The 23809-nt window shown below is 58.2% G+C and carries 18 protein-coding genes; 12 read left to right on the top strand and 6 right to left on the bottom strand.

Going from position 1 to position 23809, the window contains the following annotated elements:
* Window positions 1-48 precede the first annotated feature (48 nt).
* Together D8M21_RS03700 and D8M21_RS03705 are read right to left on the bottom strand one after the other, a co-directional pair.
* Window positions 49-1479, bottom strand: a complete 1431-nt coding sequence (locus D8M21_RS03700) for an alpha/beta fold hydrolase (protein WP_048678220.1) — start codon at window positions 1477-1479, stop codon at window positions 49-51.
* 14 nt (window positions 1480-1493) lie between these two features.
* Complete coding sequence (locus D8M21_RS03705) at window positions 1494-4103, bottom strand: DEAD/DEAH box helicase (RefSeq protein WP_048678222.1); 2610 nt, start codon at window positions 4101-4103, stop codon at window positions 1494-1496.
* A gap of 122 nt (window positions 4104-4225) precedes the next feature.
* Between D8M21_RS03705 and D8M21_RS03710 the strand changes: the two genes are divergently transcribed.
* The gene (locus D8M21_RS03710) at window positions 4226-5926 is read left to right on the top strand and encodes a formate--tetrahydrofolate ligase (RefSeq protein ID WP_048678224.1); all 1701 of its coding nucleotides are present in this window, start codon (window positions 4226-4228) and stop codon (window positions 5924-5926) included.
* 22 nt (window positions 5927-5948) lie between these two features.
* On the opposite strand, the gene D8M21_RS03715 is transcribed toward D8M21_RS03710, so the two are convergent.
* Window positions 5949-6617 carry an MBL fold metallo-hydrolase gene (locus D8M21_RS03715; protein ID WP_082156600.1) on the bottom strand — a complete coding sequence of 223 codons (669 nt, stop codon included), beginning with the start codon at window positions 6615-6617 and terminating at the stop codon, window positions 5949-5951.
* Between the two features lie 175 nt (window positions 6618-6792).
* On the opposite strand from D8M21_RS03715, the gene uvrA reads away from it, so the two are divergent.
* From uvrA to secG, 11 genes are all read left to right on the top strand, one after another.
* Entirely contained in the window at window positions 6793-9681 is a 2889-nt protein-coding gene (gene uvrA / locus D8M21_RS03720) for an excinuclease ABC subunit UvrA (RefSeq protein WP_048678225.1), read from the top strand.
* Complete coding sequence (locus D8M21_RS03725; protein WP_048678227.1) at window positions 9678-10400, top strand: HAD hydrolase-like protein; 723 nt, start codon at window positions 9678-9680, stop codon at window positions 10398-10400. The genes uvrA and D8M21_RS03725 overlap by 4 nt, the downstream gene beginning before the upstream one ends.
* A gap of 141 nt (window positions 10401-10541) precedes the next feature.
* Window positions 10542-11231, top strand: a complete 690-nt coding sequence (locus D8M21_RS03730) for a lysophospholipid acyltransferase family protein (protein WP_048678623.1) — start codon at window positions 10542-10544, stop codon at window positions 11229-11231.
* Window positions 11232-11257: 26 nt separating this feature from the next.
* Window positions 11258-13240: an excinuclease ABC subunit UvrC gene (gene uvrC / locus D8M21_RS03735; RefSeq protein WP_048678229.1), complete on the top strand. Its 1983-nt coding sequence runs from the start codon at window positions 11258-11260 to the stop codon at window positions 13238-13240.
* A gap of 112 nt (window positions 13241-13352) precedes the next feature.
* Window positions 13353-14249 carry an RNase adapter RapZ gene (gene rapZ, locus D8M21_RS03740; protein ID WP_048678231.1) on the top strand — a complete coding sequence of 299 codons (897 nt, stop codon included), beginning with the start codon at window positions 13353-13355 and terminating at the stop codon, window positions 14247-14249.
* 16 nt (window positions 14250-14265) lie between these two features.
* Window positions 14266-15291, top strand: coding sequence for a gluconeogenesis factor YvcK family protein (locus D8M21_RS03745; protein WP_048678233.1), 1026 nt, complete (start codon window positions 14266-14268; stop codon window positions 15289-15291).
* A 72-nt stretch (window positions 15292-15363) separates the two neighbouring features.
* On the top strand, window positions 15364-16338 hold the full coding sequence (whiA, locus tag D8M21_RS03750; RefSeq protein WP_048678234.1) for a DNA-binding protein WhiA: 975 nt from the start codon (window positions 15364-15366) through the stop codon (window positions 16336-16338).
* Between the two features lie 399 nt (window positions 16339-16737).
* Window positions 16738-17742, top strand: a complete 1005-nt coding sequence (gap, locus tag D8M21_RS03755) for a type I glyceraldehyde-3-phosphate dehydrogenase (protein WP_048678235.1) — start codon at window positions 16738-16740, stop codon at window positions 17740-17742.
* A 48-nt stretch (window positions 17743-17790) separates the two neighbouring features.
* Window positions 17791-19014, top strand: a complete 1224-nt coding sequence (locus D8M21_RS03760) for a phosphoglycerate kinase (protein WP_048678237.1) — start codon at window positions 17791-17793, stop codon at window positions 19012-19014.
* Between the two features lie 144 nt (window positions 19015-19158).
* Window positions 19159-19974, top strand: a complete 816-nt coding sequence (gene tpiA, locus D8M21_RS03765) for a triose-phosphate isomerase (RefSeq protein WP_048678625.1) — start codon at window positions 19159-19161, stop codon at window positions 19972-19974.
* Window positions 19975-20134: 160 nt separating this feature from the next.
* The gene (gene secG, locus D8M21_RS03770; RefSeq protein WP_048678238.1) at window positions 20135-20383 is read left to right on the top strand and encodes a preprotein translocase subunit SecG; all 249 of its coding nucleotides are present in this window, start codon (window positions 20135-20137) and stop codon (window positions 20381-20383) included.
* 143 nt (window positions 20384-20526) lie between these two features.
* On the opposite strand, the gene pgl is transcribed toward secG, so the two are convergent.
* The 3 genes from pgl to zwf are packed head-to-tail and all read right to left on the bottom strand — an operon-like array spanning window position 20527 to window position 23781.
* Window positions 20527-21294 (bottom strand): 6-phosphogluconolactonase, encoded by a 768-nt coding sequence (gene pgl, locus D8M21_RS03775; RefSeq protein WP_082156601.1) that lies wholly within the window; start codon window positions 21292-21294, stop codon window positions 20527-20529.
* Complete coding sequence (locus tag D8M21_RS03780) at window positions 21284-22270, bottom strand: glucose-6-phosphate dehydrogenase assembly protein OpcA (RefSeq protein WP_048678241.1); 987 nt, start codon at window positions 22268-22270, stop codon at window positions 21284-21286. Before D8M21_RS03780 ends, pgl begins: the two co-directional genes overlap by 11 nt.
* On the bottom strand, window positions 22270-23781 hold the full coding sequence (zwf, locus tag D8M21_RS03785) for a glucose-6-phosphate dehydrogenase (protein ID WP_048678627.1): 1512 nt from the start codon (window positions 23779-23781) through the stop codon (window positions 22270-22272). Before zwf ends, D8M21_RS03780 begins: the two co-directional genes overlap by 1 nt.
* Window positions 23782-23809: the final 28 nt, after the last annotated feature.

Here is a 23809-nt window from a genome sequence, read left to right on the forward strand (position 1 = left end):
ACGATCGACGAATGGATCTATACCCAGGTTATCGCGTTATAGAAAATTTTATCCTGTGTGGTCAGAATCTACTGGTAGTTGGGTTATCGCACCGGTCTCACGAAGGATCGTTCCCAGCCCTTCGAGAACCTGGTCCGTGTCGTTGGCGAGCGCGTCATGATGAAGGGTTTCAGACGTCCACGTCTGAAGGTTGGCAACCGAGTTCGCGGTGTGTAACGCGTGATCGTAATCCACGTACATGTCATGGCGATACGCGCTGGCCGCAACGGGAACCTCATTAGTGCTGAGGGCGTCGAGGTCATAGAGACGACCCCAATCGTCCTTATCGGCCAGGACCTCTGCGGTTTCCGCTAGAGGCCGTAATGCGGGGTCTTCCCGGAAATACCAGGGGTGAATCATCTCCCCGGTCAGCATCAGGGGATCGGCGCCGGAACGGTAATCTTCGCGGGATGTGCGGACCTGATCAGCGGCCCAGCCACTTCTCACGCCGGGGCCGTTACAGTAAATCGCCTCATGCATGAGGGCGTAGAGCGGTTTTCCGGCAAAAGTGATGTCGTGATGTGTATCGGTCAGGAATGCTTCGGAGAGTCGCTGATCGCCCTCCGCAAATGCCGATTCCAAAAGGTAATGCAGACCGTGAACTCGAGAATTTCCACCCAGTCGATGACCCACCATCTGAAATCGATGCGGAGTCAGCGCTTCACCGCTCGGAAGTTGGATATTTTCGCGACGCAGCAGCTCCGCGATCCGTACAGCGCGGTCGCGATCTTCTGGGTACCACGAATAAAACTCGTGATTTCTTTCGGCCACGCGGTCAAACGTCGATTCGTAAACTTCGTGAGGGGAGGCATGAAGGGGAGCCAGTCCGGCGGTCATCCAGGAATGAAGCAGCGATTGCGGTGCGAAGGAAAGATAGCTCAAGGTGATGAAGCCGCCGAAGCTCTGCCCGAGGGTTGCCCATCGTTTCTCGGGCTCGTTGCGGGTCAACGTCGCGCGTACGGACTCGGCATCGGCAACGATCGAATCGGCCCGGAAGTGCTCCAAATAGGCCGCTTGTTGGGCTGCATTTCCGCGAGCAACCAGGCCTTGGGCTGTCAAGGGCGTGGACCGACCGGTCCCACGCTGGTCCAAAAGGACGACGCGATATACGGTCGCCATGCGGCTGACCCAGCCATGATCCGCGAGGGGACGCGGTGACGGCATCCCCGGTCCACCTTGGAGATACACCAGGTATGGCCGCTTCTCCGGCGCCCCATGTGCTTGATCACCGGTGTGCGTCACTACTCGAGCAAATAAGTCGACGGTTTCGTCGCGCAAACCATACACGTCAGATTCCCCGAAGGGCGTGTCGTGCGACCATTCCCAGGCGTGGGCCAGCGGCACCTGAAAAGTCATCTCGGTGATGTGCAGGTCACCGACGCGATGGCTAGGTCCAATACTGTGGGGCACAGGCCGTAGGCCCGGTGTCGACGTCGTCATGATTCCGTGTCCTTTCAGCTTCGGACGGCATCGCGGAAAGAGCCAACGTGATCGATGCGGATCACAGGGGCCCCGACGTCGTCTGATGATAAGAGATCCACCGTCGCCGTGATGCCGAAATCGAAGTTGTCGTCCGGATCAGAGAAGGTCTGCCGTAGGCGCCACGTCGTGTCATCGTGTTCATCAATCGTGAGCAGACGCGGGGAACGGGCTGAGGCGTCGGTGAAGATATCGTCGTACTCGTCAAAGTACTCGTCCAAGGCATCGGCCCAGCGATCCGCATCCCACCCTGAATCCGCATCGAGTTCGCCGAGCTTTTGTTCCTGTTCATCGGCAAAGAGCTCGACGCGACGGAACATGGCGTTGCGCACCATGACCGTAAAGGCGCGACGATTATCGGTGAGACGAGGTGCAGATTCCGCGACGAGTTCTTCCAAAGAATCTTGTGTCGGCTCTGCTGCTTCGCCCGACGTCATTTTCTCCCACTCGTCGATGAGGGAGTTATCGGTCTGGCGGATCAGCTCGCCGAGCCACTGGATGAGGTCTTCCAAATCATCCGTAAGCGAGGAAATGGGCACCGTCTGTTTCAATGCCCGATACGCGTCCGAAAGGTACCGCAAGAGAATACCTTCGGAACGTGTGAGTTGGTAATACTGCACGAAGTCGCCAAACCCCATAGCGCGCTCGTACATGTCGCGAACGATGGATTTTGGCGCCAGCTCAAATTCCGAAATCCAGGGGGCACCGGAACGGTACGTCTCGAAGGCCTCCTCTAGCATGTCGGCGAGGGGCTGCGGATAGGTGATGTCCTCGGCGGCATTCATACGCTCGGTGTAGTCCAAGCCCTCGGCCTTCATCGCGGCAATAGCCTCTCCACGCATCTTCTTTTCTTGTGCGTTGAGGACCTGGCGGGGCTTCTCGAGGGTTGCTTCAATCACCGAGACGGCATCGAGGGCATAGGTAGCCTCATCTCGGTCTAGCAGCGTCAAAGCGGCCAAAGCGAAGGGCGACAATGGCTGATTCAGCGCGAAGTTATCTTGCAACTCCACCGTCAAGCGAACCGTACGACCTTCTTCGTCCGGCTCGCTGAGGCGTTCGATGACTCCCGCGGCGAGGAGCTCGCGGTAGATGCCGATCGCCTTGCGGATCAGAGCCCGCTGTCGCGGCCGAGGCTCGTCATTTTCGGTGAGGAGCTTTTTCGCCGCCACAAATGGGTCACCTGGACGGGCCAGGAGGTTCAACATCATGGAGTGAGTCACCGTGAAACTCGAAGTCAGTGGCTCAGGTTCGGCCGAGACGAGTTGCTCGAAAGTCTTCCGGGACCAGGCCACAAACCCCTGAGGAGGCTTTTTCTTCTTTCCCCGAGTCGATTGTGCGATCTTCTTTTCATCGCCATCGAATTTGGCCCGGGCCTTCTCGAGAATTTTCGCGTTCTCGATGTCGTGTTCGGGAGCCTGAACCACCACGGTGCCGGCGGTGTCGAAGCCTGCCCGGCCGGCGCGCCCCGCAATCTGGTGAAATTCTCGTGCCTTGAGACGGCGCGTGCGTTCCCCATCGAATTTGGACAAAGCCGTGATGAGCACGGTGCGAATGGGCACATTGATGCCGACGCCCAGGGTGTCGGTGCCGCAAATGACTTTGAGAAGCCCGGTTTGGGCCAGTTGCTCCACGAGCCGCCGATATTTGGGAAGCATCCCCGCGTGGTGCACCCCGATTCCGTGTCGGACCATTTTATTGAGCACCTTGCCGAAGCCAGAGGAGAATCGGAACCCGGCAATGGCATCTGAAACCCGTTCGCGTTCCTCCTTGGAGAGCACGGAAATACTCATGAGAGCCTGCGCCTGATCCATCGCCTGGAGCTGGGAAAAATGCACCACATAAATTGGCGCTTGGTTGGTCGTCACGAGTTCTTCGATGGCCTCGTGGACGGGCTCTTCCGAATAGTAGTAGTTCAGCGGAATGGGGCGCTCCGAACTCGTGACATAAGCCGTAGGTCGGCCCGTCAATTCGGTGAGTTCGCGTTCGAACCGGGAAACATCCCCCAGAGTGGCGCTCATCAGCAGGAATTGTGCCTGCGGCAATTCAAGAAGCGGAAGCTGCCATGCCCAACCGCGTTGCGGGTCGGAATAGAAATGGAATTCGTCCATCACGACCTGTGTCAGGTCGGCACCTTCTCCTTCCCGCAACACGATATTCGCCAATATCTCGGCGGTGCAGCACACAATGGGCGCCTGAGCGTTGACCGAAGAATCCCCGGTGATCATTCCGACGTTTTCAGGGCCAAAGATCTCGCAGAGATCAAAAAACTTTTCGGAGACTAAAGCTTTGATGGGAGCCGTGTAATACGAGCGTTGTCCACGGGCGAGCCCAGCGAAATGAGCAGCCACGGCCACGGTGGACTTTCCGGATCCCGTAGGGGTAGCAAGGACGACGTTGGCTCCGGCCGCAATTTCCAAGACGGCTTCGTCCTGAGCAGGGTAAAGCTCCATATCCCGCGATGCGATCCACGATGTGAAACCTTCGTAGATTTCGTCGCCAGTGAGGGGATTCGACGCGTAGTCCCCTCGGAAATACTGATGGTCGGGTCCGGCTAGGCGAGGGTCGAGTGCTTCAAGGAGTTTCATTGACTCCCATGCTACCGGGACTCGGCGGCCCATGACGGGCCTGCATCGAGTCTCTTGGGCCCGGAATCCCAACGATCCGAGGGCATAATGGAGTTATCTGAGACACCCAGAGGAGATGACCCATGTCCAATGCTTTTCCGTCCGACCTCGAAATCGCTCAGAGCGCCGATCTCTGGCCCATCGCCCGTATAGCCCAATCGGTGGGCATCAACGATGACCGTTTAGAGCCGTACGGGAAGCACGTCGCCAAGGTGGTTCTGGCGGAATCGCAAGGAGCGCGCCAGCATCAGGGAAAATACGTTGTCGTGACCGCCGTGACGCCGACGCCGCTCGGTGAAGGAAAGACGGCTACCAGTGTTTCGCTGGCTCAGGGTCTTGCTGCGACCGGGAGGAAAGCGATACTGACCCTCCGGCAACCATCGATGGGCCCCACCTTCGGTATCAAGGGCGGCGCGGCCGGCGGCGGATATTCGCAAATCGTTCCCATGGAAAAGCTCAATCTTCATCTGACGGGTGATTTCCATGCCGTGACGTCGGCTCACAATATGCTGGCCGCGATACTAGACAATCACCTGCATTTCGGCAACGAGCTCGACATCGATGAGCGCACCATTTTCTGGCGTCGTGTCCTTGACGTCAACGACCGTGCGCTCAGAAATATCGTCCTCGGACTCGGCGAACGCGCCGACGGCGTGACGCGTCAATCGGGTTTCGACATCACCTCCGCGTCCGAACTCATGGTGATTCTTTCACTCGCCACCAGTTTTGAAGATCTCAAGGAACGTCTCGGACGTATTGTCGTTGCATTCACCTCCTCAGGTGAACCAGTCACGGCGCGGGATCTCAAAGCCGACGGCGCCCTGAGCGTCATTCTGGCGGACGCCATGCACCCAAACCTCATGCAGACCTTGGAACATGTGCCCGCACTAATTCACACGGGGCCCTTCGGAAATATCGCGACGGGCAATTCGTCCGTGGTCGCGGACTATGTGGGTCTCGAGCATAGCGACTACGTCATCACCGAAGCCGGATTCGGGTCAGACATGGGCGCGGAACGATTCGTCAACGTTAAATGTCGAGTCAGCGGGTTGCGTCCGGATGCGGCGGTACTGGTCGTTACCGTGCGTGCGTTGAAGTCACATTCAGGTCGGTATCGCATCACACCGGGAAGTCCCTTGCCTGAGGGACTTCTCACCGAGAGTCCCGACGACGTCGTGGCAGGCGCCGAAAACCTGAGAAAGCACGTCGAAATTCTCCGGTCATTTGGAATCTCGCCCGTCATCGCCATTAATGTATTTCCCGCGGACTTCGAGTCCGAACATCAGGCGATCAGAGATATCGCACGAGATCTCGGTGCCGAGGTCGCCACGCATCGCGGTGTAGCCGAAGGAGGGCCGGGAGCCACCGAACTGGCCGAGGCCGTGGTCCGGGCTTGTCAGGAGCCCGGTGAATTTCGCTTCACCTACGATGACTCCGATTCCCTCGTCACGAAGCTAGAGAAAGTGGCGACCACGGTCTACGGCGCGGATGGCATTGACCTGTCCTCGTCGGCGGCAGCCCAACTGGACCGGTACGAAAAACTCGGATTCGGGGAGCTACCGGTCGTGATCGCCAAGACGCACCTTTCGATCTCGGCCAACCCTTCCGCGAAGGGTGCTCCGACGGGGTGGCGGCTTCCCGTACGGGAAGTGCGACTCGCGGCGGGCGCCGGCTACGTGTATGCCATTTGCGGCACCATGCGGACCATGCCCGGCCTGTCACGGCATCCAGCCGCCGAGCGAATTGGCTTTGACGAGAACGGAACGTTGCGGGGGCTGTTCTGAGGCCTTGCCCCGAGGGGGGGAGCTACCAGCCTCGTTCGGCCCATTCCTGGAGATGGGGGCGTTCCGCGCCCAGCGTGGTGGAGTCACCGTGGCCAGGCAGGATCACCGTGTCATCACCATATTCATCAAAAATCTTGGTCGTGACATCGCGATACAACGAATTAAAGGCTTCCGGTGAACTTGTCTTGCCTAGACCGCCGGGGAACAGCGAATCGCCGGTGAAGATGTAGCTCGGTCCGTCGTCGGGCGTATAGGCCAGGGCAATCGAACCTGGGGTATGGCCCACTAAGCCGATGACGTCGAGTGAGAATCCTTCCAGGTCCGCGGTGTCGCCATCCTCAAAGGTAATATCCATCGGAACGTTAATGTCCGCTTCATCGGCTGCCCCGCACGCGGTCAGAGCCTCGGACCGGGAGACGATTTCGGGCAGGGCCCGAACGTGATCCCAGTGCGAATGGGTCGTGACGATGAGTTGCACGTTGCCACAGCAGGCACATTGATCGTCGACGTCGTGTGCACCGGCGGCAACGAGGCCTGAAATTGCGTCGGGATCATCGGCGGCGTCGATGAGCAGTTGTGTGCCGGTCCGTTTGCACGTCACGAGATAAACCTTGTTGTCCATGCTCGAGACGCTGATATAACGGATGGTGACGTCACTCAGGTCGATCTTCTCGGTAGCGATTGCCATCATGGTGCCGAGTTTAGGACTTTCTAGGGGTTTCGGCACAACCCGTGCCGAAGATTCGTTCACCAGCGGCAGACGACGCCCACAAACCCTCCATGACTCGTTAGAATAAATTTTCGAATACGAACGACGAAATCGATGCGGACTCACGTCCGGTAGCCACCACGAAGACAGGCAGTTCATGACCACTCAGCACGTTCAGGCAACGCCACCAGGAGCACCGCAAGATCTCACTCGGATCCTCGTCAAAGGTGCCCGAGAGAATAATCTCCAGAACGTAGACCTGGACATTCCGCGAAACGCGATGGTCGTTTTCACGGGGCTGTCTGGCTCGGGCAAGTCGTCTTTGGCCTTTGACACGATCTTCGCGGAGGGGCAACGCCGCTACGTCGAATCCCTCTCAGCGTATGCGCGCATGTTCTTGGGCCAGGTCGACAAGCCCGACGTCGATTTCATCGAAGGCCTCTCTCCGGCCGTTTCCATCGACCAAAAGTCGACGTCAAAGAACCCTCGGTCGACGGTCGGGACGATTACCGAAATCTACGACTACATGCGCCTCTTATGGGCACGCATCGGGCATCCCCACTGTCCCATCTGTGGTGAACCCATTACCCAACAGACGCCACAAGCCATCGTCGATCAATTGATGGCCTATCCCGAACGCACCAAACTTCAGGTCCTGGCGCCGATGGTTCGGTCACGCAAGGGAGAATTTGTCGATCTTTTTGCCAATCTGACGCAACAGGGTTACTCCCGCGCTATCGTCGATGGGGAACAGATCCAGCTTTCGGAGGCCCCCAAGCTCAAGAAGCAATACAAGCACTCGATTTCCGTGGTCGTGGACCGATTGGTCATCAAGGAATCTGTTCAACAACGGCTCACGGATTCCGTGGAGACGGCTCTTGGACTTGCGGACGGCCGAGTCGAAATCGACTTTGTGGATGACGACTCCGACGAAGGTCTGCGTGCTTTCAGCGAGAACCTGGCGTGCCCCAACGAGCACCCCATCGAAACGTCGGAAATTGAGCCTCGTGCGTTCTCCTTCAACAGTCCCTTTGGCGCCTGCTCGGAGTGTGACGGCATCGGGTCGCGTCTCGAGGTGGACGAAAGCCTCGTTATCCCTGACCCGGAGAAGACCCTCGGCGAGGGCGCTGTGGCGCCGTGGTCGTTGGGCAAGGCTTCTTCCGAATATTGGCTTCGCCTACTAGCCGGGCTCGGGAAAGAGGTCGGTTTCGATCTCAACACTCCATGGCAGGAATTACCCGCCAAAGCGCGAAGCGCAATTCTCGATGGTAAAGACTTCAAGGTCGAGGTCTCCTACCGGAACAGGTTTGGTCGCGAACGCCGATACACCTCCGGATTCGAAGGCGTCTACGCGTACATCAAACGTAAGCACCTGGAAACCGAGTCGGACCGCGCTAAAGACCGATACGAGCAGTACATGCGTCAGGTTCCTTGCCCTTCGTGTGGAGGCGCCAGGCTGAACCCCACCATGCTCTCGGTGACCGTCGGGGGAGCGTCGATTTCCGATGTCACCTCGATGTCGATGTCGGACGCGCAAGCATTCATGGCAGGGCTTGAGCTGACTGAGCGTGAAGTCAAAATCGCCGAGCAGGTGCTCAAGGAGATCAATGCGCGCCTGCAATTCCTATTGGATGTAGGGCTCGATTACCTCAACCTCGGACGGGCCGCGGCCACACTTTCCGGAGGCGAAGCCCAGCGAATCCGATTGGCCACGCAAATTGGATCCGGTTTGGTCGGGGTTCTGTACGTGCTGGACGAACCGTCTATCGGTCTTCACCAGCGTGATAACCGCCGTCTCATCGAGACGTTAACCAAACTGCGCGACCTCGGAAATACATTGATCGTCGTCGAACACGATGAAGACACGATCAAGGAATCCGATTGGGTGGTCGACGTTGGCCCTGGTGCCGGCGAACACGGCGGCCGGATCGTTCACTCCGGTCCCTACCAGGAGATTCTCAACAACCCGGAGTCGCTCACGGGCGCGTACCTCAACCGGGATCGCGAGATCTCTGTTCCGACCAAACGTCGACCTATCGACAAAAAGCGCATGATCAAGGTGGTCGGCGCGCAGGAGAACAACCTGAATAACCTGGACGTCTCGTTCCCGCTGGGAGTTTTGACGGCTGTGACGGGTGTTTCAGGTTCGGGTAAATCGACGCTGGTCAACGACATCCTGTATACGAGCCTCGCCAATAGGCTTAATGGGGCCAAACAGGTCCCAGGTCGTCACCGTCGTGTCGAGGGAGTGGACCTTCTCGACAAGATCGTCCATGTGGATCAGAGCCCCATTGGCCGCATGCCGCGCTCCAACCCGGCCACATATACGGGGGTCTTCGATCACATCCGCAAATTATTTGCCGAAACGAACGAAGCGAAGGTTCGTGGGTACCTTCCCGGCCGATTCTCCTTCAACGTGAAAGGCGGACGGTGCGAAGCCTGCCACGGTGATGGAACCTTGAAGATCGAAATGAACTTCTTGCCGGATGTTTTTGTGCCGTGCGAGGTCTGCCACGGTGCGCGCTATAACCGCGAAACCCTGGAGATTCGGTACAAGGGAAAGACCATCTCGGAAGTTCTCGACATGCCGGTCGAGGAAGCCGCGGAGTTTTTTGCCGCATTCACGCCGATTGCTCGTCATCTCAATACGCTGGTCGATGTCGGCCTCGGCTACATTCGGCTGGGTCAACCCGCGCCGACCCTCTCCGGCGGTGAAGCCCAACGCGTCAAGCTGGCCTCGGAACTACAAAAGCGTTCAAATGGTCGAACGATTTACGTCTTGGACGAACCGACGACGGGCCTTCATTTCGAAGACATCAGCAAGTTGCTCAACGTCCTGCAGGGCCTCGTGGACAAGGGAAATACCGTTCTCACCATCGAACATAATCTGGATGTCGCTAAATGCGCCGACTGGATCGTTGATATGGGACCTGAAGGTGGTTCCGGCGGCGGAACGGTTGTCGCTGAGGGAACCCCTGAAGACGTGGCTCGGAACAAGAACAGCTACACGGGGCAATTCCTTGCCGAAGTTTTGGAGTCACCATGACCGTGAGCCCAACGACCGTAATTCTCTTTGACCTTGACGGAACGTTGCTGGATCCTGCCGGAGCCATTACGGAAGGCATTTCCGATGCCATCGCGATGCACGGCTTTGACAGGCCTGATCCTGAAACGTTGAGGAAATTCGTCGGGCCACCCACCGATGTGTCGCTGGCTCGTTACACGTCGATTCCCCGCGAGCGTCACCGAGACATTCTCACGACGTATCGCAAGGGATACCTCGAACGTGCACGGTCCGTGTCGGTTCTGTATCCGGGAATGCGTTCGCTGCTTCAAGAACTGAGGACTTTGCCGGTTTGGGTCGGAATCGCGACGCAAAAACCCCTGCCGACCACCAGGATCCTTCTCGACGACTTCGGCATGAGCAACTACTTCGACGTCGTCTCTGGTGCGTGGGACGCCCTGAAGCCTGAAACTCACGATCTTCCGCGGGACAAGGCCGGCGTCATAGAGCGAGCTTTACGGCAGGTGAAGGACGACGCCGAAGCACGTGGAGACGCCGTCGAGTTGAGCGGGGTTATGGTCGGTGACCGCGAGTACGACGTCACGGGCGCTGCCCACAATGGGCTACCGTGCATCGGCGTGACTTGGGGCTTTGGCGGTCCTGAGGAATTAGAGGCGGCCGGCGCAGATCCGATCGTCGACGACTCTGCATCTCTGCGGGCAGCCCTTCGAGATATGACCGGCATTCCTCTTGCCCCATGAGAAGTCAAGAATGCCTCTTCCGAACGTCGTGAGGCCTGTCGGGGAGCCGCGCAGGTACTTTGTACGTCAATAGTGGCGTTCCGCCTCGCGCGTGCGGTGCGGGTACAGTAGGGTCGACGAAATAATCGAGGGGAGTTGCTCGTGACGCTGTATTCATTGGCCCAATCCGCGGTAACCCGTCTATTGAAGACGGGGTTTCGGGCTCGAGTGACCGGGTTGGAGAACTTCCCTGAGAATGGCCCCGTGATCGTCGCTTCAAATCACCGGGCATTTCTCGACAGCGTCATCATTTCCGCCATGATGCCCCGACGCGTGGCATTCCTCGCCAAGGCCGAATACGTCAACTCACCGGGTATGCGCGGCAAATTGATGAAGACGCTCTTCGACATGATTGACATCATTCCGGTGAACCGATCGGACCAGTCCCAACGGTTAAAGGCCCTGGAAAAGGGACTCGAACGACTCGAGCAAGGCGAGGTCTTTGGGATCTATCCAGAAGGAACTCGTTCGCGGGACGGATATCTGTATCGAGGCCGGATCGGCGTGGCGTGGCTGGCCCATAAGACGGGCGCCCCGGTGGTCCCCATCGGCCTCATCGGAACGGAAAAGCTCCAGCCGCCTGGTTCCCGGCTCATCCGACCGGTGAGATTCACGGTAAGGGTCGGAAAGCCTATGTACTTCGATCGTATGGGTGATCGGCAGACGGGTAAGCAACGGCGTCAAACGACGGATCTCATCATGGATGAAATTGCACAGCTTTCAGGGCAACCGCGAAAGAACGAATACAACACCTCACCGTCCTTGGACAAAGATTCGGGCATAGCCGAATAGGAGGAAGACTACGCAGGGAGAAAAGCATGGCAGACCCGGCATCTTATCGGCCCGCGACGGGGGAGATCCCCACCAGTCCGGGAGTGTATCGATTCCGTGATGAGTTCGGTCGTGTCATCTACGTCGGCAAGGCGAAAAACCTGCGCAATAGGCTGAATTCCTACTTTCAAAAACCGGGTCAATTACCACCCAAAACCTATGCGATGGTTCATACCGCATCGAGTGTGGAATGGACCGTCGTCGGCTCCGAGATGGAATCGCTCCAACTCGAATACACCTGGATCAAGCAATATACGCCTCGGTTCAACATCATGTATCGGGACGACAAATCGTATCCGTACTTAGCGATATCGATGTCCGAGAAATTTCCGCGAGCCCAGGTGACGCGGGGCGCGAAGAAAAAAGGGTCACGGTACTTTGGCCCGTTCTCGCAGGTGTGGGCTATCAAGGAAACTTTGGACTCGCTGTTGCGGGTTTTCCCCGTCCGAACGTGCACCCGGTCGGTTTTCAAGAGAGCCGAACGAGCGGATCGCCCGTGCCTGCTCGGCTACATCGATAAATGCTCAGCTCCGTGCGTCGGCCGCATCGATGAAGAGGAGCATCGACAACTGGCCGATCAGCTGTGCAAATTCATGGCGGGAGACTCAGAGAAGCACATTAAGAGGCTGACCGCCGAGATGGAAGCTGCCGCTGAGAATATGGAATTCGAGCGGGCGGCTCGTCTGAGGGACGACATTGGAGCATTGCGAAAGGCCTTCGAACGCAATGCAGTCGTCTTGTCCGATTCGGTGGATGCCGATCTCTTCGCATTCCACGAAGATGAACTCGAGGCTGCCGCCCAGGTATTCCACGTCCGCGGAGGACGCATCCGTGGGCAACGTGGCTGGATCGTCGAGCGCGTGGAAGATCTCTCGGCTCCAGAAATGGTCGAGCAGTTATTGCAACAGGTTTATGGCGAATCTGCGGTGACCCTGGCCAGCTCTCCCGACGACGCCACGTTGAATCTCAATGAAATCCCACGAAACGTGCTCGTTCCGGTGATGCCTGAAAACGCGGATGACCTTCAGCAGTGGCTCACCGAGCTCCGCGGAAGCAAGGTCGGTATTTCCGTGCCTCAACGCGGCGAACGCGTTCAATTAATGGGAACCGTCGCGGAAAATGCGAAGCAAGCCTTGACCCTGCATAAATCCCGGCGGGCCGGAGACCTCACTACCAGGAGCGCTTCGCTTCAAGAACTCCAGGAGGCTTTAGACCTTCCCAACCCGTTGATGCGGATTGAGTGCTACGACATCTCACACGTCCAGGGAACGAATGTCGTCGCCTCAATGGTGGTCTTCGAGGATGGGCTTCCGCGAAAAGCGGACTATCGAAAATTCTCGATCCGTGGAGAAGCTGCTCGAGACGATACGGCCTCGATGTACGACGTCATCAGCCGGCGCTTCAAACGCCATCTTGAGGATCAACGTCAACGCGAGTCGGAACCGCCGACCTCGGGCGAGGTGGATGAATCCGCCGCGACTGAGCCGGCGAAATTTGCGTATCCGCCCAATCTCGTGGTCGTCGATGGTGGACCACCTCAGGTGGCGGCCGCCCGCCAGGCACTGGATGACCTGGGGATTACCGACGTAGACGTCATCGGTCTCGCCAAACGTCTCGAAGAAATTTGGGTGCCCGAAGACGATTTCCCGGTCATTCTTCCTCGATCTTCCAACGGCCTCTTTTTGCTGCAACGCCTTCGAGATGAAGCACACCGCTTCGCCATTACTTTCCATCGAAGTAAGCGCGGCAAAGCCATGTTGGTTTCCTCCTTGGACGGCATCGAGGGTCTCGGGAAGGCCAAACGCGAGGCGCTGATCCAAGACTTCGGTTCGTTGAAGGCGATACGGGAGGCCGGCGTTGACGACTTGACCCGGGTGCGGGGCATCGGCCCGACTTTAGCGACAAAAATCTTGGATCACTTATCCACAGAAGGCCAGAAACCAGCAGAATCAGAGGCCGAGGCCGGGTAGGCTTAAAGCACGAGACTCGTCGTTCGCCCCGCGCCTTCGCGGGACCGGTCCGAACCTGTTTTCCGTCTTCAAACGACACCGGGAGCTACCTGTGACGCATGTGAACCCTCCGATGAATTCCGAGGACCTCACACCCAAAAAGCCCGCACAAACCGAGATGCTCGTTATTACCGGAATCTCGGGTGCCGGCCGGTCTACGGCCGCCCACACCCTGGAAGACGCCGGTTGGTACGTCGTCGACAACATTCCGCCTAACCTTCTGGCTCCATTGGTGGATCTTGTCGCTAGGGCGCCTCAATCGATGCCGAAACTTGCGGTGATTATCGACATCCGTGGCAAGGCACTGTTTGCGGACTTCAAAGAGGCGTTCGGCGTGCTCCAGAATGCTCCAGTGGAATTCACCATCTTGTTCCTCGATGCTTCCGACGAGTCGATTATCGCGAGGTACGAGGCACAACGCCGTCCGCATCCGCTTCAAGGAAATGGCAGGATTCTCGACGGCATTCAAGCAGAGCGCGAATTGCTCGCGGATCTCAAGAGCCGAGCCGACGTCGTCATCGACACCACCGGATTTAACGTTCACGAATTGTCACGACGAATTTCGCAGACCTATTCGATGTCGGGTCCCACGATCGTGAATGTTACCGTCATGAGCTTCGGGTTTAAATACGGACTTCCGCCGGACGCAAACTTCGTAGCCGACATGAGGTTTATCGCAAATCCGCACTGGATTCCTGAGCTACGTCCCTTCACCGGGCGAGACGAACCAGTCAAAAATTTCGTCCTTAATAACGATGGCGCCAAGCAATTCATCGACCATTTCGTGCCGTCGCTCTCGCCGGTCATCGAGGGGTATCGTGTCGAGAATAAACATTATGCAACCATCGCCATAGGTTGCACCGGAGGGAAACACCGTTCAGTTGCGGTGACCGAGGAAATCGCCCGCCGATTGGGCGAACTAGAAAATGTGACGGTCAATGTGCAACACAGGGACCTCGGTAGGGAATAGAGCGAAGGACGGCTCGATGAATGAGACACCTCGGGGCCGAGGACGGCGACTTCCGGGATCACACGATGCCCCCAAGGTCGCAGCACTGGGCGGAGGGCACGGACTGTACGCTTCGCTCAGTGCCCTGCGACTCGTCACGCCCCACATATCAGCCGTCGTGACCGTCGCCGACGACGGAGGCTCCTCCGGACGCCTGCGAGAACAGTTCAACGTCCTGCCGCCTGGGGACCTGCGTATGGCACTTTCCGCTTTGTGTGATGACTCGGAGTGGGGCTATTTGTGGCGAGCCGCTATCCAGCATCGGTTCTCGGCGCTTCCCGAGGCGCCGCAAGAAATCGATGGGCACGCCATGGGAAATCTTCTTCTCGTCAGTCTGTGGCAACTCCTCGACGACCCCGTCGCCGGATTGGATTGGGCGTCCCGGCTTCTGGAGGCCCGAGGGCGCGTTCTACCGATGGCATTGGATCCGCTCATCATCTCTGGTGATGCTTTCATGCAAGACGGCTCTCGGGAACGCGTCGTGGGACAAGCGAAATTGGCAAAGGCTGCACGCGTTGTGAATCTCAGCCTCGAGCCGGAAGAGGCACGTGAGTGCGAGGAATCCACCCGCGCGATACTCGATGCCGATTGGGTGATCCTCGGGCCGGGATCGTGGTTTACCTCAGTCATTCCCCATCTCTTGCTCCCACAATCGAGAGATGCCCTCTGCCAAACCGACGCAAAAATCTGCGTTTCGATGAATCTGGGATTGGAGCAAAAGGAAACGTCGGGTCTAGGAGCGGTCGGGCACCTGGAATCCCTCGAGGAATATGCTCCAGAACTGTCAATTGACGCGGTCGTCGCTGACCCTACTTCTATGGAGCGGTCTCATGAGTTTGAAGAAGCGGTTGAGGCACGTGGCGCAAAAATGGTCTGGAACCGCATGAGGACGCGCAGGGGAGAAGACGTCCATAACCCATTGCGCCTTGCTGCCGCCTATCAGGAGGTCATGCGTACTCGCGACAAGGCGTACGGCATGGAACCCGACGCGCCCACCGTGTAATCTCGCGTTGTGGCCCGTGCACGCACGAGACCCCGTGAACCACGTATCCAAGATCAGCCCGGAGGAACGTAAATGGCCTTGACGGCACTCGTGAAAGACGAACTGGCCAAGTTCGAGGTACCAAAATCCTCCACACGTCAGGCCGAGGTCGCGACCGTCCTGCGCTTCGCCGGTGGGCTGCATCTGGTGTCCGGGCACATCATGATCGAAGCCGAACTGGATCATCTCGGCACGGCCCAACGTATTCAAACTGCCATCGAGGAGCTATACGGCCATCGAACCGTCTTAATGACGGTTTCCGGAGGCGCTCTCAAGCGCGGTGGTCACTATCTTTTGCGCGTGGACCAGGGCGGTGAAGCTCTGGCTCGACAGACCGGTTTGCTAGATACCCGAGGGCGCCCTGTCCGTGGACTCCCTCCGGCCGTCGTCAACGGCTCACTCGCAGATTCTGAGGCCGTCATGCGAGGCGCATTCTTGGCTCACGGTTCCTTAACCGAGCCAGGCCGCTCATCGGCCATGGAATTCACGTGCCCAGGATCGGAAGCTGCCCTTGCGCTGGTCGGTTGTGCCCGACGACTCGACGTCTTTGCTAAGGCGCGGGAGGTGCGCGGCGCCGACAGAGTCGTCGTTCGCGACGGCGAAACGATAGGTCAATTGCTCAAACGCATGGGAGCCAAGGACGTTCTCTCGCAGTGGCAAGACAGCCGCACGCATCGTGAGGTGCGAGCCACCGCCAACAGGCTCGCAAATTTTGATGACGCGAATCTTCGTCGTTCCGCACAGGCAGCGGTAGCCGCCGGGGCACGCGTTGAACGCGCTTTAGAGATTTTGGGCGATGACGTGCCCGAGCACCTGAAATATGCCGGTCATCTGCGATTGGGGCATCGTCATGCGAGTTTGGATGAACTCGGACGCTTGGCTGACCCACCGCTCACCAAAGACGCGATTGCGGGACGTATTCGTCGTCTACTCGCTATGGCCGATAAGCAAGCGGCGGTGGAAGGAATTCCCGGAACCGACTCGTCGCCCCGTTCAAGCAACGAATAGCGAATAGAGCGAAGAGCCCGTCGTACGCCGTTTGGACGGGTAATTCACCCATCCGGTTCCCCCGACGTGGCTAAGTATGCTCACGGCGTAAATTTGCCACACGAAACCACATTCCGACGTCGTGATGGTCGCCACCGCCCGCCAACTCGGCGAATCGAGGACATGCGGCCTTGCCGCACGCGATACCCCGTAGTCCACATTCGATTCTGCGCGCCAAAAAAATCGAGAAAACACACCCAAACACACACAAAATCACCTAAACTAAGACCAGGACCGAACGGAGACCCGTCAAGTGGGGTTCCTGTCGATGTGAATGCCACGTGGTCAGGGTTCGGCGGGTGACCTCCGCATGGATGAGTCACCAACAAAAAGCACTCAAACTGAGGAGTTTGATCAACAGTGACTGTACGTATTGGTATCAACGGTTTTGGTCGCATCGGCCGTAACTTCTTCCGCGCCGCGCTCGAGCAGGGCGAAAACATCGAGGTCGTAGCCGTCAACGACCTGACGAGCCCCGAAACCCTCGCACACCTCCTCAAGTACGATTCGATTCTCGGACCGCTCAAGTCAGATGTTTCGGTCAAGGATGGCCACATCGTCGTCGACGGCAAGCAGTTGACCGTTCTCTCGGAGAAGAACCCCGCAGACCTTCCGTGGAAGGACCTCGAGGTAGACATCGTTCTCGAATCGACCGGGTTGTTCACGGACGGCACCAAGGCAAAGGCGCACCTGGACGCCGGCGCCAAGAAGGTCGTCGTTTCCGCCCCCGGAACCAACCTTGACGGAACCTTCGTCATGGGCGTCAACGACGACACGTACGACAACGACTCCCAGCACGTTGTTTCCAACGCTTCGTGCACCACGAACTGCCTCGCGCCGCTGGCCAAGGTGATCGATGAGAACTTCGGCATCAAGTCGGGACTCATGACCACGATTCACTCCTACACTGCGGATCAGCGACTTCAGGACGCGCCGCACAAGGACCTGCGTCGTGCCCGGGCTGCCGCCGTCAACATGATTCCCACGTCGACTGGTGCAGCTCGTACCGTTGGCAAGGTTTATGCACCCGTTGAAGGCAAGCTCGACGGCATGGCATTCCGCGTTCCCACGATCACCGGTTCCATCGTGGACCTCTCCTTGAACCTGGAGAAGGACGTCACCAAGGAAGAGATCAACGCGGTCGTCAAGAAGGCTGCCGAAGGCGACTACAAGGGCATCATCAAGTACACCGAGGACCCCATTGTTTCGACCGACATTGTCGGCGAGGAAATTTCCACGGTCTTCGATGCGGATCTCACCTCCGTTCTCAACGGCCAGGTCAAGGTCTTCGCGTGGTACGACAACGAGTGGGGATTCACGTCCCGCACCGTCAAGTTCGTCAACATGTTGGCGGCCAAGCTCTAAGATAGGAATCGGATTCGGATTCCCACGAAGAGGTTGGAGTAGAACACCATGGCACATGCTCTAGAAGAGCTCATTGCCGGTGGTGTCAAGGGAAGGCACGTTCTGGTCCGCTCGGACCTGAACGTGCCCCTTGACGGGACCACCGTGACCGACGATGGACGTGTCAAAGCGTCCTTGCCGGTTGTGAAAAAACTTGCCGACGCCGGGGCTAAGGTCATCGTTATGGCCCACCTGGGCCGGCCCAAGGGCCAAGTTGACCCGAAATATTCCATCAAGCCCGCCGCCGACCGGTTGCAAGATCTCGCGGATTTCACGGTCGAGGTCGCCGAAGACGTGGTTGGCCCCGACGCGCAGAAAAAGGCTCGTGATCTCGGAGAAGGCGAAGTCCTCGTTCTCGAGAACGTTCGCTTTGACCCCCGGGAGACCAGCAAGGACGACCAAGAGCGTGCGAGCTTCGCGGACGAACTTGCTCACCTCACCGGTGAACGAGGCGCCTACGTTGACGACGCTTTCGGCGCCGTTCACCGGCGGCATGCCTCAGTCTTTGACATCGCGAAGGTCCTTCCGTCGTACTTGGGTGACCTCGTTGCAACGGAACTCAAAGTCCTTTCGACGATTATCGACAACCCGAAGCGGCCCTTCGTTGTCGTCATGGGTGGGTCAAAGGTTTCGGACAAACTTGCCGTCATTGACAATCTGATCGGCAAGGCCGACGCTCTCCTGATCGGAGGAGGCATGTCCTTCACCTTCAGCGCCGCGCAGGGCTACAAGGTTGGACGTTCACTGTTGGAGTCGGACCAAATCTCAACCGTTACCCAGTATTTGGAACGGGCAGAGGCCGAGGGCACCAAGATCGTCCTACCGACGGATGCTGTGTGGGCTTCAGAGTTTTCTGCGGATGCTCGTCATGAGGTTCGGTCGATTGATTCGTTGGAAGACGGAGAAATTGGTGCCGAAGGCCAGGGCCTCGATATCGGCCCGAAGTCTCAGGAACTCTTCGCCCAGTACATTAAGGACGCTCAAACCGTTTTCTGGAACGGACCTGTCGGCGTCTTCGAAATGGAAGCCTTCTCGGGAGGTACACGGGCAGTCGCGACGGCCGTTGCCGAGTCCGACGCCTTCAGCGTGATCGGTGGTGGCGACTCGGCGTCTGCAGTTCGCAACCTTGGATTCTCCGACGACGAGTTTGGCCACATCTCCACCGGTGGCGGTGCCTCGTTGGAGTATATAGAAGGCAAAACTTTGCCAGGTCTGGAAGCGCTCGGCGTCTAAAGGCACTAGCGGGCCGACCACCTCGTGGTCGGTCCGCTCTTCTCTATGACCGGACGACTCTGGGCGGGCGCGATTGAGCTCCCGACCGATACCACACCCGTGAACTCGGCATCGTGTGGATGCCACGACACAAAGGACAACGCATTGACGACGCAGACCAACGGAACTTTTGACCGCAAGCCGCTGATCGCCGGCAATTGGAAAATGAACATGGATCACGCCGAAGGCGTGGCGCTGGTTCAGAAGCTTGCGTGGACTCTCAACGACGCCAAATTTGATCACGACCGGGTCGAGGTGGCCGTGTTTCCGCCGGCAACGGATCTTCGCTCGGTACAGACCCTTATCAACGGGGACAAGCTGGACCTGGTGTATGGCGCGCAGGATCTCTCGCCGGAAGATTCGGGTGCCTTCACAGGTGATATCTCGGGAGCTTTCCTGAAGAAGTTGGAATGCACCTACGCTCTCGTGGGACATTCAGAACGCCGTTCTATCCATGGAGAAAGCGACGAATTGTGCGCACGCAAGGTCCAGGCTGCGTACCGACACGGATTGACCCCGGTGCTGTGTGTAGGCGAGGGCCTGGATGAACGAGAAGCGGGCCGACACGTCGAATACACCTTGGAGCAGCTCAGGGGATCGCTGGACGGCCTTACCCCCGCACAAGCGAAGACACTCGTTGTCGCCTATGAGCCCGTTTGGGCGATTGGCACGGGGAAGGTCGCCGGTCCCGGCGACGCTCAGGAAATGTCTGCCGCAATCCGTGCCGAGATCGCGAAGCTCTACGACGCCGAGACGGCCAACGCAGTGCGCATCCTCTACGGAGGCTCTGTTAAGGCTGATAACGCTGCGGCTACTCTGAGCGAAAAGGACGTCGACGGCGTCCTCGTCGGTGGCGCTTCCTTGAAGGCCGAGGAATTCGCAAACATCGCTCGATTCGAGAAGCACGTCGTCTCTGAATAAGGGCTATCCCCACCAGGCGACACAAGGCTAGGCGTGATTCACGCCTCCGCTCTATGGATCAAGCAATCCTATGACGTAGAGTTGGGCTGAATGTCATGTTCGTTGTGGCCACGTCGCTTGTCCTCCTTGAGGCGATGCCACAAGGCAACGAAAGGTCGAAGTGGAAATATTACGTTGGGTCCTCTTGGGGATCATCGCGCTCACCAGTGTGCTGACCATCTTTTTCGTCCTGCTGAATAAGGGCAAGGGCGGGGGACTGTCGGACATGTTTGGTGGCGGAATGACGAGTTCGCTGAACTCCTCCGGCGTTGCCTCCCGAAACTTGGTCCGTCTCACCGTGACGACGGCCATTATCTGGGTCCTCGCCATTATCGGCTATGCGCTGTTCCTGAGGTTCACCGCCGTCTAACTTTCTCAACGAGAAGAACGTACAAGGGCCGTCTCACCGTTTCGGTGGGACGGCCCTTTACTTTGATGGGGTTCAGCTCACTGTGGGCATCGACCTTGTGAAATCAGGTTCCCGAGTTGTGAGGTCACTGGGCAGAAACCAGGTCAGTCACTGAAGACGTCCTGCGCCGCCAGATACAACGTCTCGGTGCATCCACGGGCGCCAACTGCCGGCGTCTCTTGCAAAACCTCGCTGGATGCTTCTTCCTGGTGGCGATGAGCGAGAAGTCGCTGAAAGGCGTCTTGCTTGTCTCCACCGGCGACGAGAAACCAGATTCTCTCGGAACGGTTGATCATGGACAACGTCATGGTTGTTCTCTCCGGCGGCGGCTTGGGAGATTCACGAATCGCCAGGACACCATCAATCTCCGACAAGATCTCGCTACGTTCGGGAAACAGCGACGCGATGTGGCCGTCTGGGCCCATCCCCAATAAGGACAGCGCGAAGTCCGGCGAGGCCGCGCCCGCGTCCGCGTGAGCGGCCAGTTCCTCTGCATAGGCTTGAGCCGCCGCGTCTTCGGAGGGGAAAGCTGTTGCTGAACCCATGATGTGAGCGTTGGCCCTCGGCATCGGACCCTCAGCAAAGAAGGCGTCAAAAGCCTGCTGCGCGTTGCGTTCGTCGTGCCCTTCGGGAAGAAAACGCTCGTCCGACCACCACACGTGGACCTTCTCCCAGGCTACGGTGCTCACCAAAGGGCTCGCCGCGACCTTGGACCAGATGCCGGCGCCCAACGAGCCGCCAGTAATACTGATGTGGACTACATCGCGTGTCGCGGTCTCGTCGGACAGGAGTAATAACAGCCTTGCGGCTGCGGATTGGGCGACGAGATCTTTATTCGGGTATCTGAAGACCTGCGGCAGTTTAGGCATCATAGACCTCCGTGTACCGATTCGGATCTCCGGCAGGAACCGGCGCCTGGCCTTGAACGAACTTCACGTCCGACGACGCCAGACCGTTCTGCAAGACGTCACCGAATACCTCGTCTGGGTCGAGCCGGCGAAGTTCCTCGGCAAGACATTCGGAAAGGGTCCTCACCGGTAAAGCGATCTGCTGGTCTGCGCTTCCGGGACTGGAGAGGGTCGCAATGTTCTGGCCTGGGCGATAAATCGTCACCTGGCCGTCATCGCGGCACAAGCTGACCCGATACAGACCGCGCTGCTGCGGGCTTTCTTGAATCTCGACGGTGGCACCCAAGCGGTACCCAAGCCAAGTACCCAACAGGAGAACCGACGGGGACTTCTCTGACCCTTCGACGATCACCTTGGATACGTGATGAGTCTCGGGATCGTCCATGACTGCCGCCAATTGGATGCGCCACAACGTCAGCCGAGTCCATGCCAGATCGGTGTCGCCTGGGGAATACCGGAGGCGCAAAGCTTCCAACGCGTCCCAGGGAACCTCGGCACGAGCGGAATCGGTGATCCGCCGATGTGCAATCCGACCGATCGAGTGATCAGCGGGGCACTCCGGCAATGAATGCGGCCACCAAGCAACGATCGGGGCGTCCGGCAAGAGGAGAGCCGCAATCAAGGATTCGGTTGGACGAGCGGACTCTCCCCAGCCGCGAAGAATCACGATCTCGCTGGCTCCGGCGTCGCCGCCCATGCTGACCTCGGCATCAAGCCGGTTATCGCCCGACACATCATGAGCGATGTGGACGATGATGCGGCACGGATGCTCGTGGCTGGCTGCGATCGCTGCGTCGATGGCATTCTTTGAGTGGCCCTTATCGGCCATGATGACGAGGGTCAGAACTCGGCCGAGAGTGCTGATGCCGGTGTCATCGCGCATGCGAGCGAGCTCTTTATCAATCGTGGAGCTCGTGGTGTCTTTGAGGGTGCGGATCATTAGGGCCTCCTCCAGGCTCGACCATCACGAGCCAACAGTTGATGGGCTGAATCGGGTCCCCACGAACCAGGGTCGTACTCTTCCGGGCACATCCCACTGTCCTGCCAATACTTTTCGAACGGGTCCAGGATCTTCCACGAGAGTTCCACTTCTTCGTGTCGAGGGAATAGCGGAGGTTCTCCCAGAAGGACGTCCAAGATCAACCGCTCGTAGGCTTCAGGACTGGACTCGGTAAAGGAATGCCCATATCCGAAGTCCATACTGACGTCGCGCAGTTCCATTTGTGTTCCGGGAACCTTGGATGCAAAACGAATGGTCACGCCCTCATCCGGTTGGATTCGGATCACAATGGCGTTCTGGCCGAATTCCTCGAAGGAGTTTTCACGGAACAGCAAGTTGGGGGAGCGCTTGAAGACGACGGCGATCTCCGTGACCCGTCGTCCGAGTCGTTTCCCGGCCCGAAGGTAGAACGGAACTCCCGACCAACGACGATTGTTGATGTCGAGTTTTATGGCTGCGAACGTTTCCGTTCGAGAGTCATCGGGAATGCCTTCTTCATCCTTGAAGCCTTTAACTTCCTCGCCACCTTGGAACCCTTCGGCGTATTGGCCCAAAGCGGAATAGCTTTCGAGGTCTTCGGGCAAGGTGACGGCTGCGAGGACCTTGGCTTTTTCGTCTCGAAGGTATTCGGCGTCAAAGGTGATGGGCTCCTCCATCGCCGTGAGAGCCAGCAATTGGAGCAGGTGATTCTGAATAACATCCCGAGCGGCGCCGACACCCTCGTAGTACCCGGCTCGCGAGCCGATGCCGATGTCCTCGGCCATCGTGATCTGTACGTGGTCCACGTAATTCGCGTTCCACAAAGGCTCGAACATTTCATTGGCGAATCGGAGCGCCAGAATATTTTGGACCGTTTCCTTGCCCAAGTAATGATCGATACGAAAGACGGAATCGGCGGGGAACACACCCTCCACGATGTCGTTCAGCTCGCGAGCCGACTCGAGATCGTGCCCAAACGGCTTCTCAATGACGACCCGCCGCCAACCAGTGGTGTCATCGTGATCGGCAAGACCATTCTCCGCGAGTTGCGTGCAGACTGCCTCGAAAGCCTTCGGGGGAATCGATAGGTAGAACACATGGTTGCCCCGGGTTCCTCGCGACTCTTCGAGGTCCGCCAGGGTTTGCTTGAGCCGACGGAAAGCGTCAGCTTCATCGAAGGACCCCTGGACGAAGCGAATCCCCACGGTCAACTGGTTCCACACGTCTTCCCGGAACGGAGTTCGAGAATGGGCCTCCACGGCCTCGCGAACTTCCGCCCTGAAATCGTCATCCGACCAGTCGCGACGTCCGAACCCCACCAGCGCGAATTTTGGCGGCAATAGTCCGCGGTTCATGAGGTCGTAGATCGCAGGAAGGAGCTTCTTGCGGGCGAGATCGCCCGTGACGCCGAAGAGGACGAGGGCCGACGGCCCGGCAACACGGGTCAGGCGACGATCTTGTGGATCTCTCAGCGGATTGGTTTCTTGAGTAACCGACACA

Source organism: Kocuria sp. HSID16901, assembly GCF_003989425.1.
Classification (GTDB): domain Bacteria; phylum Actinomycetota; class Actinomycetes; order Actinomycetales; family Micrococcaceae; genus Rothia; species Rothia massiliensis.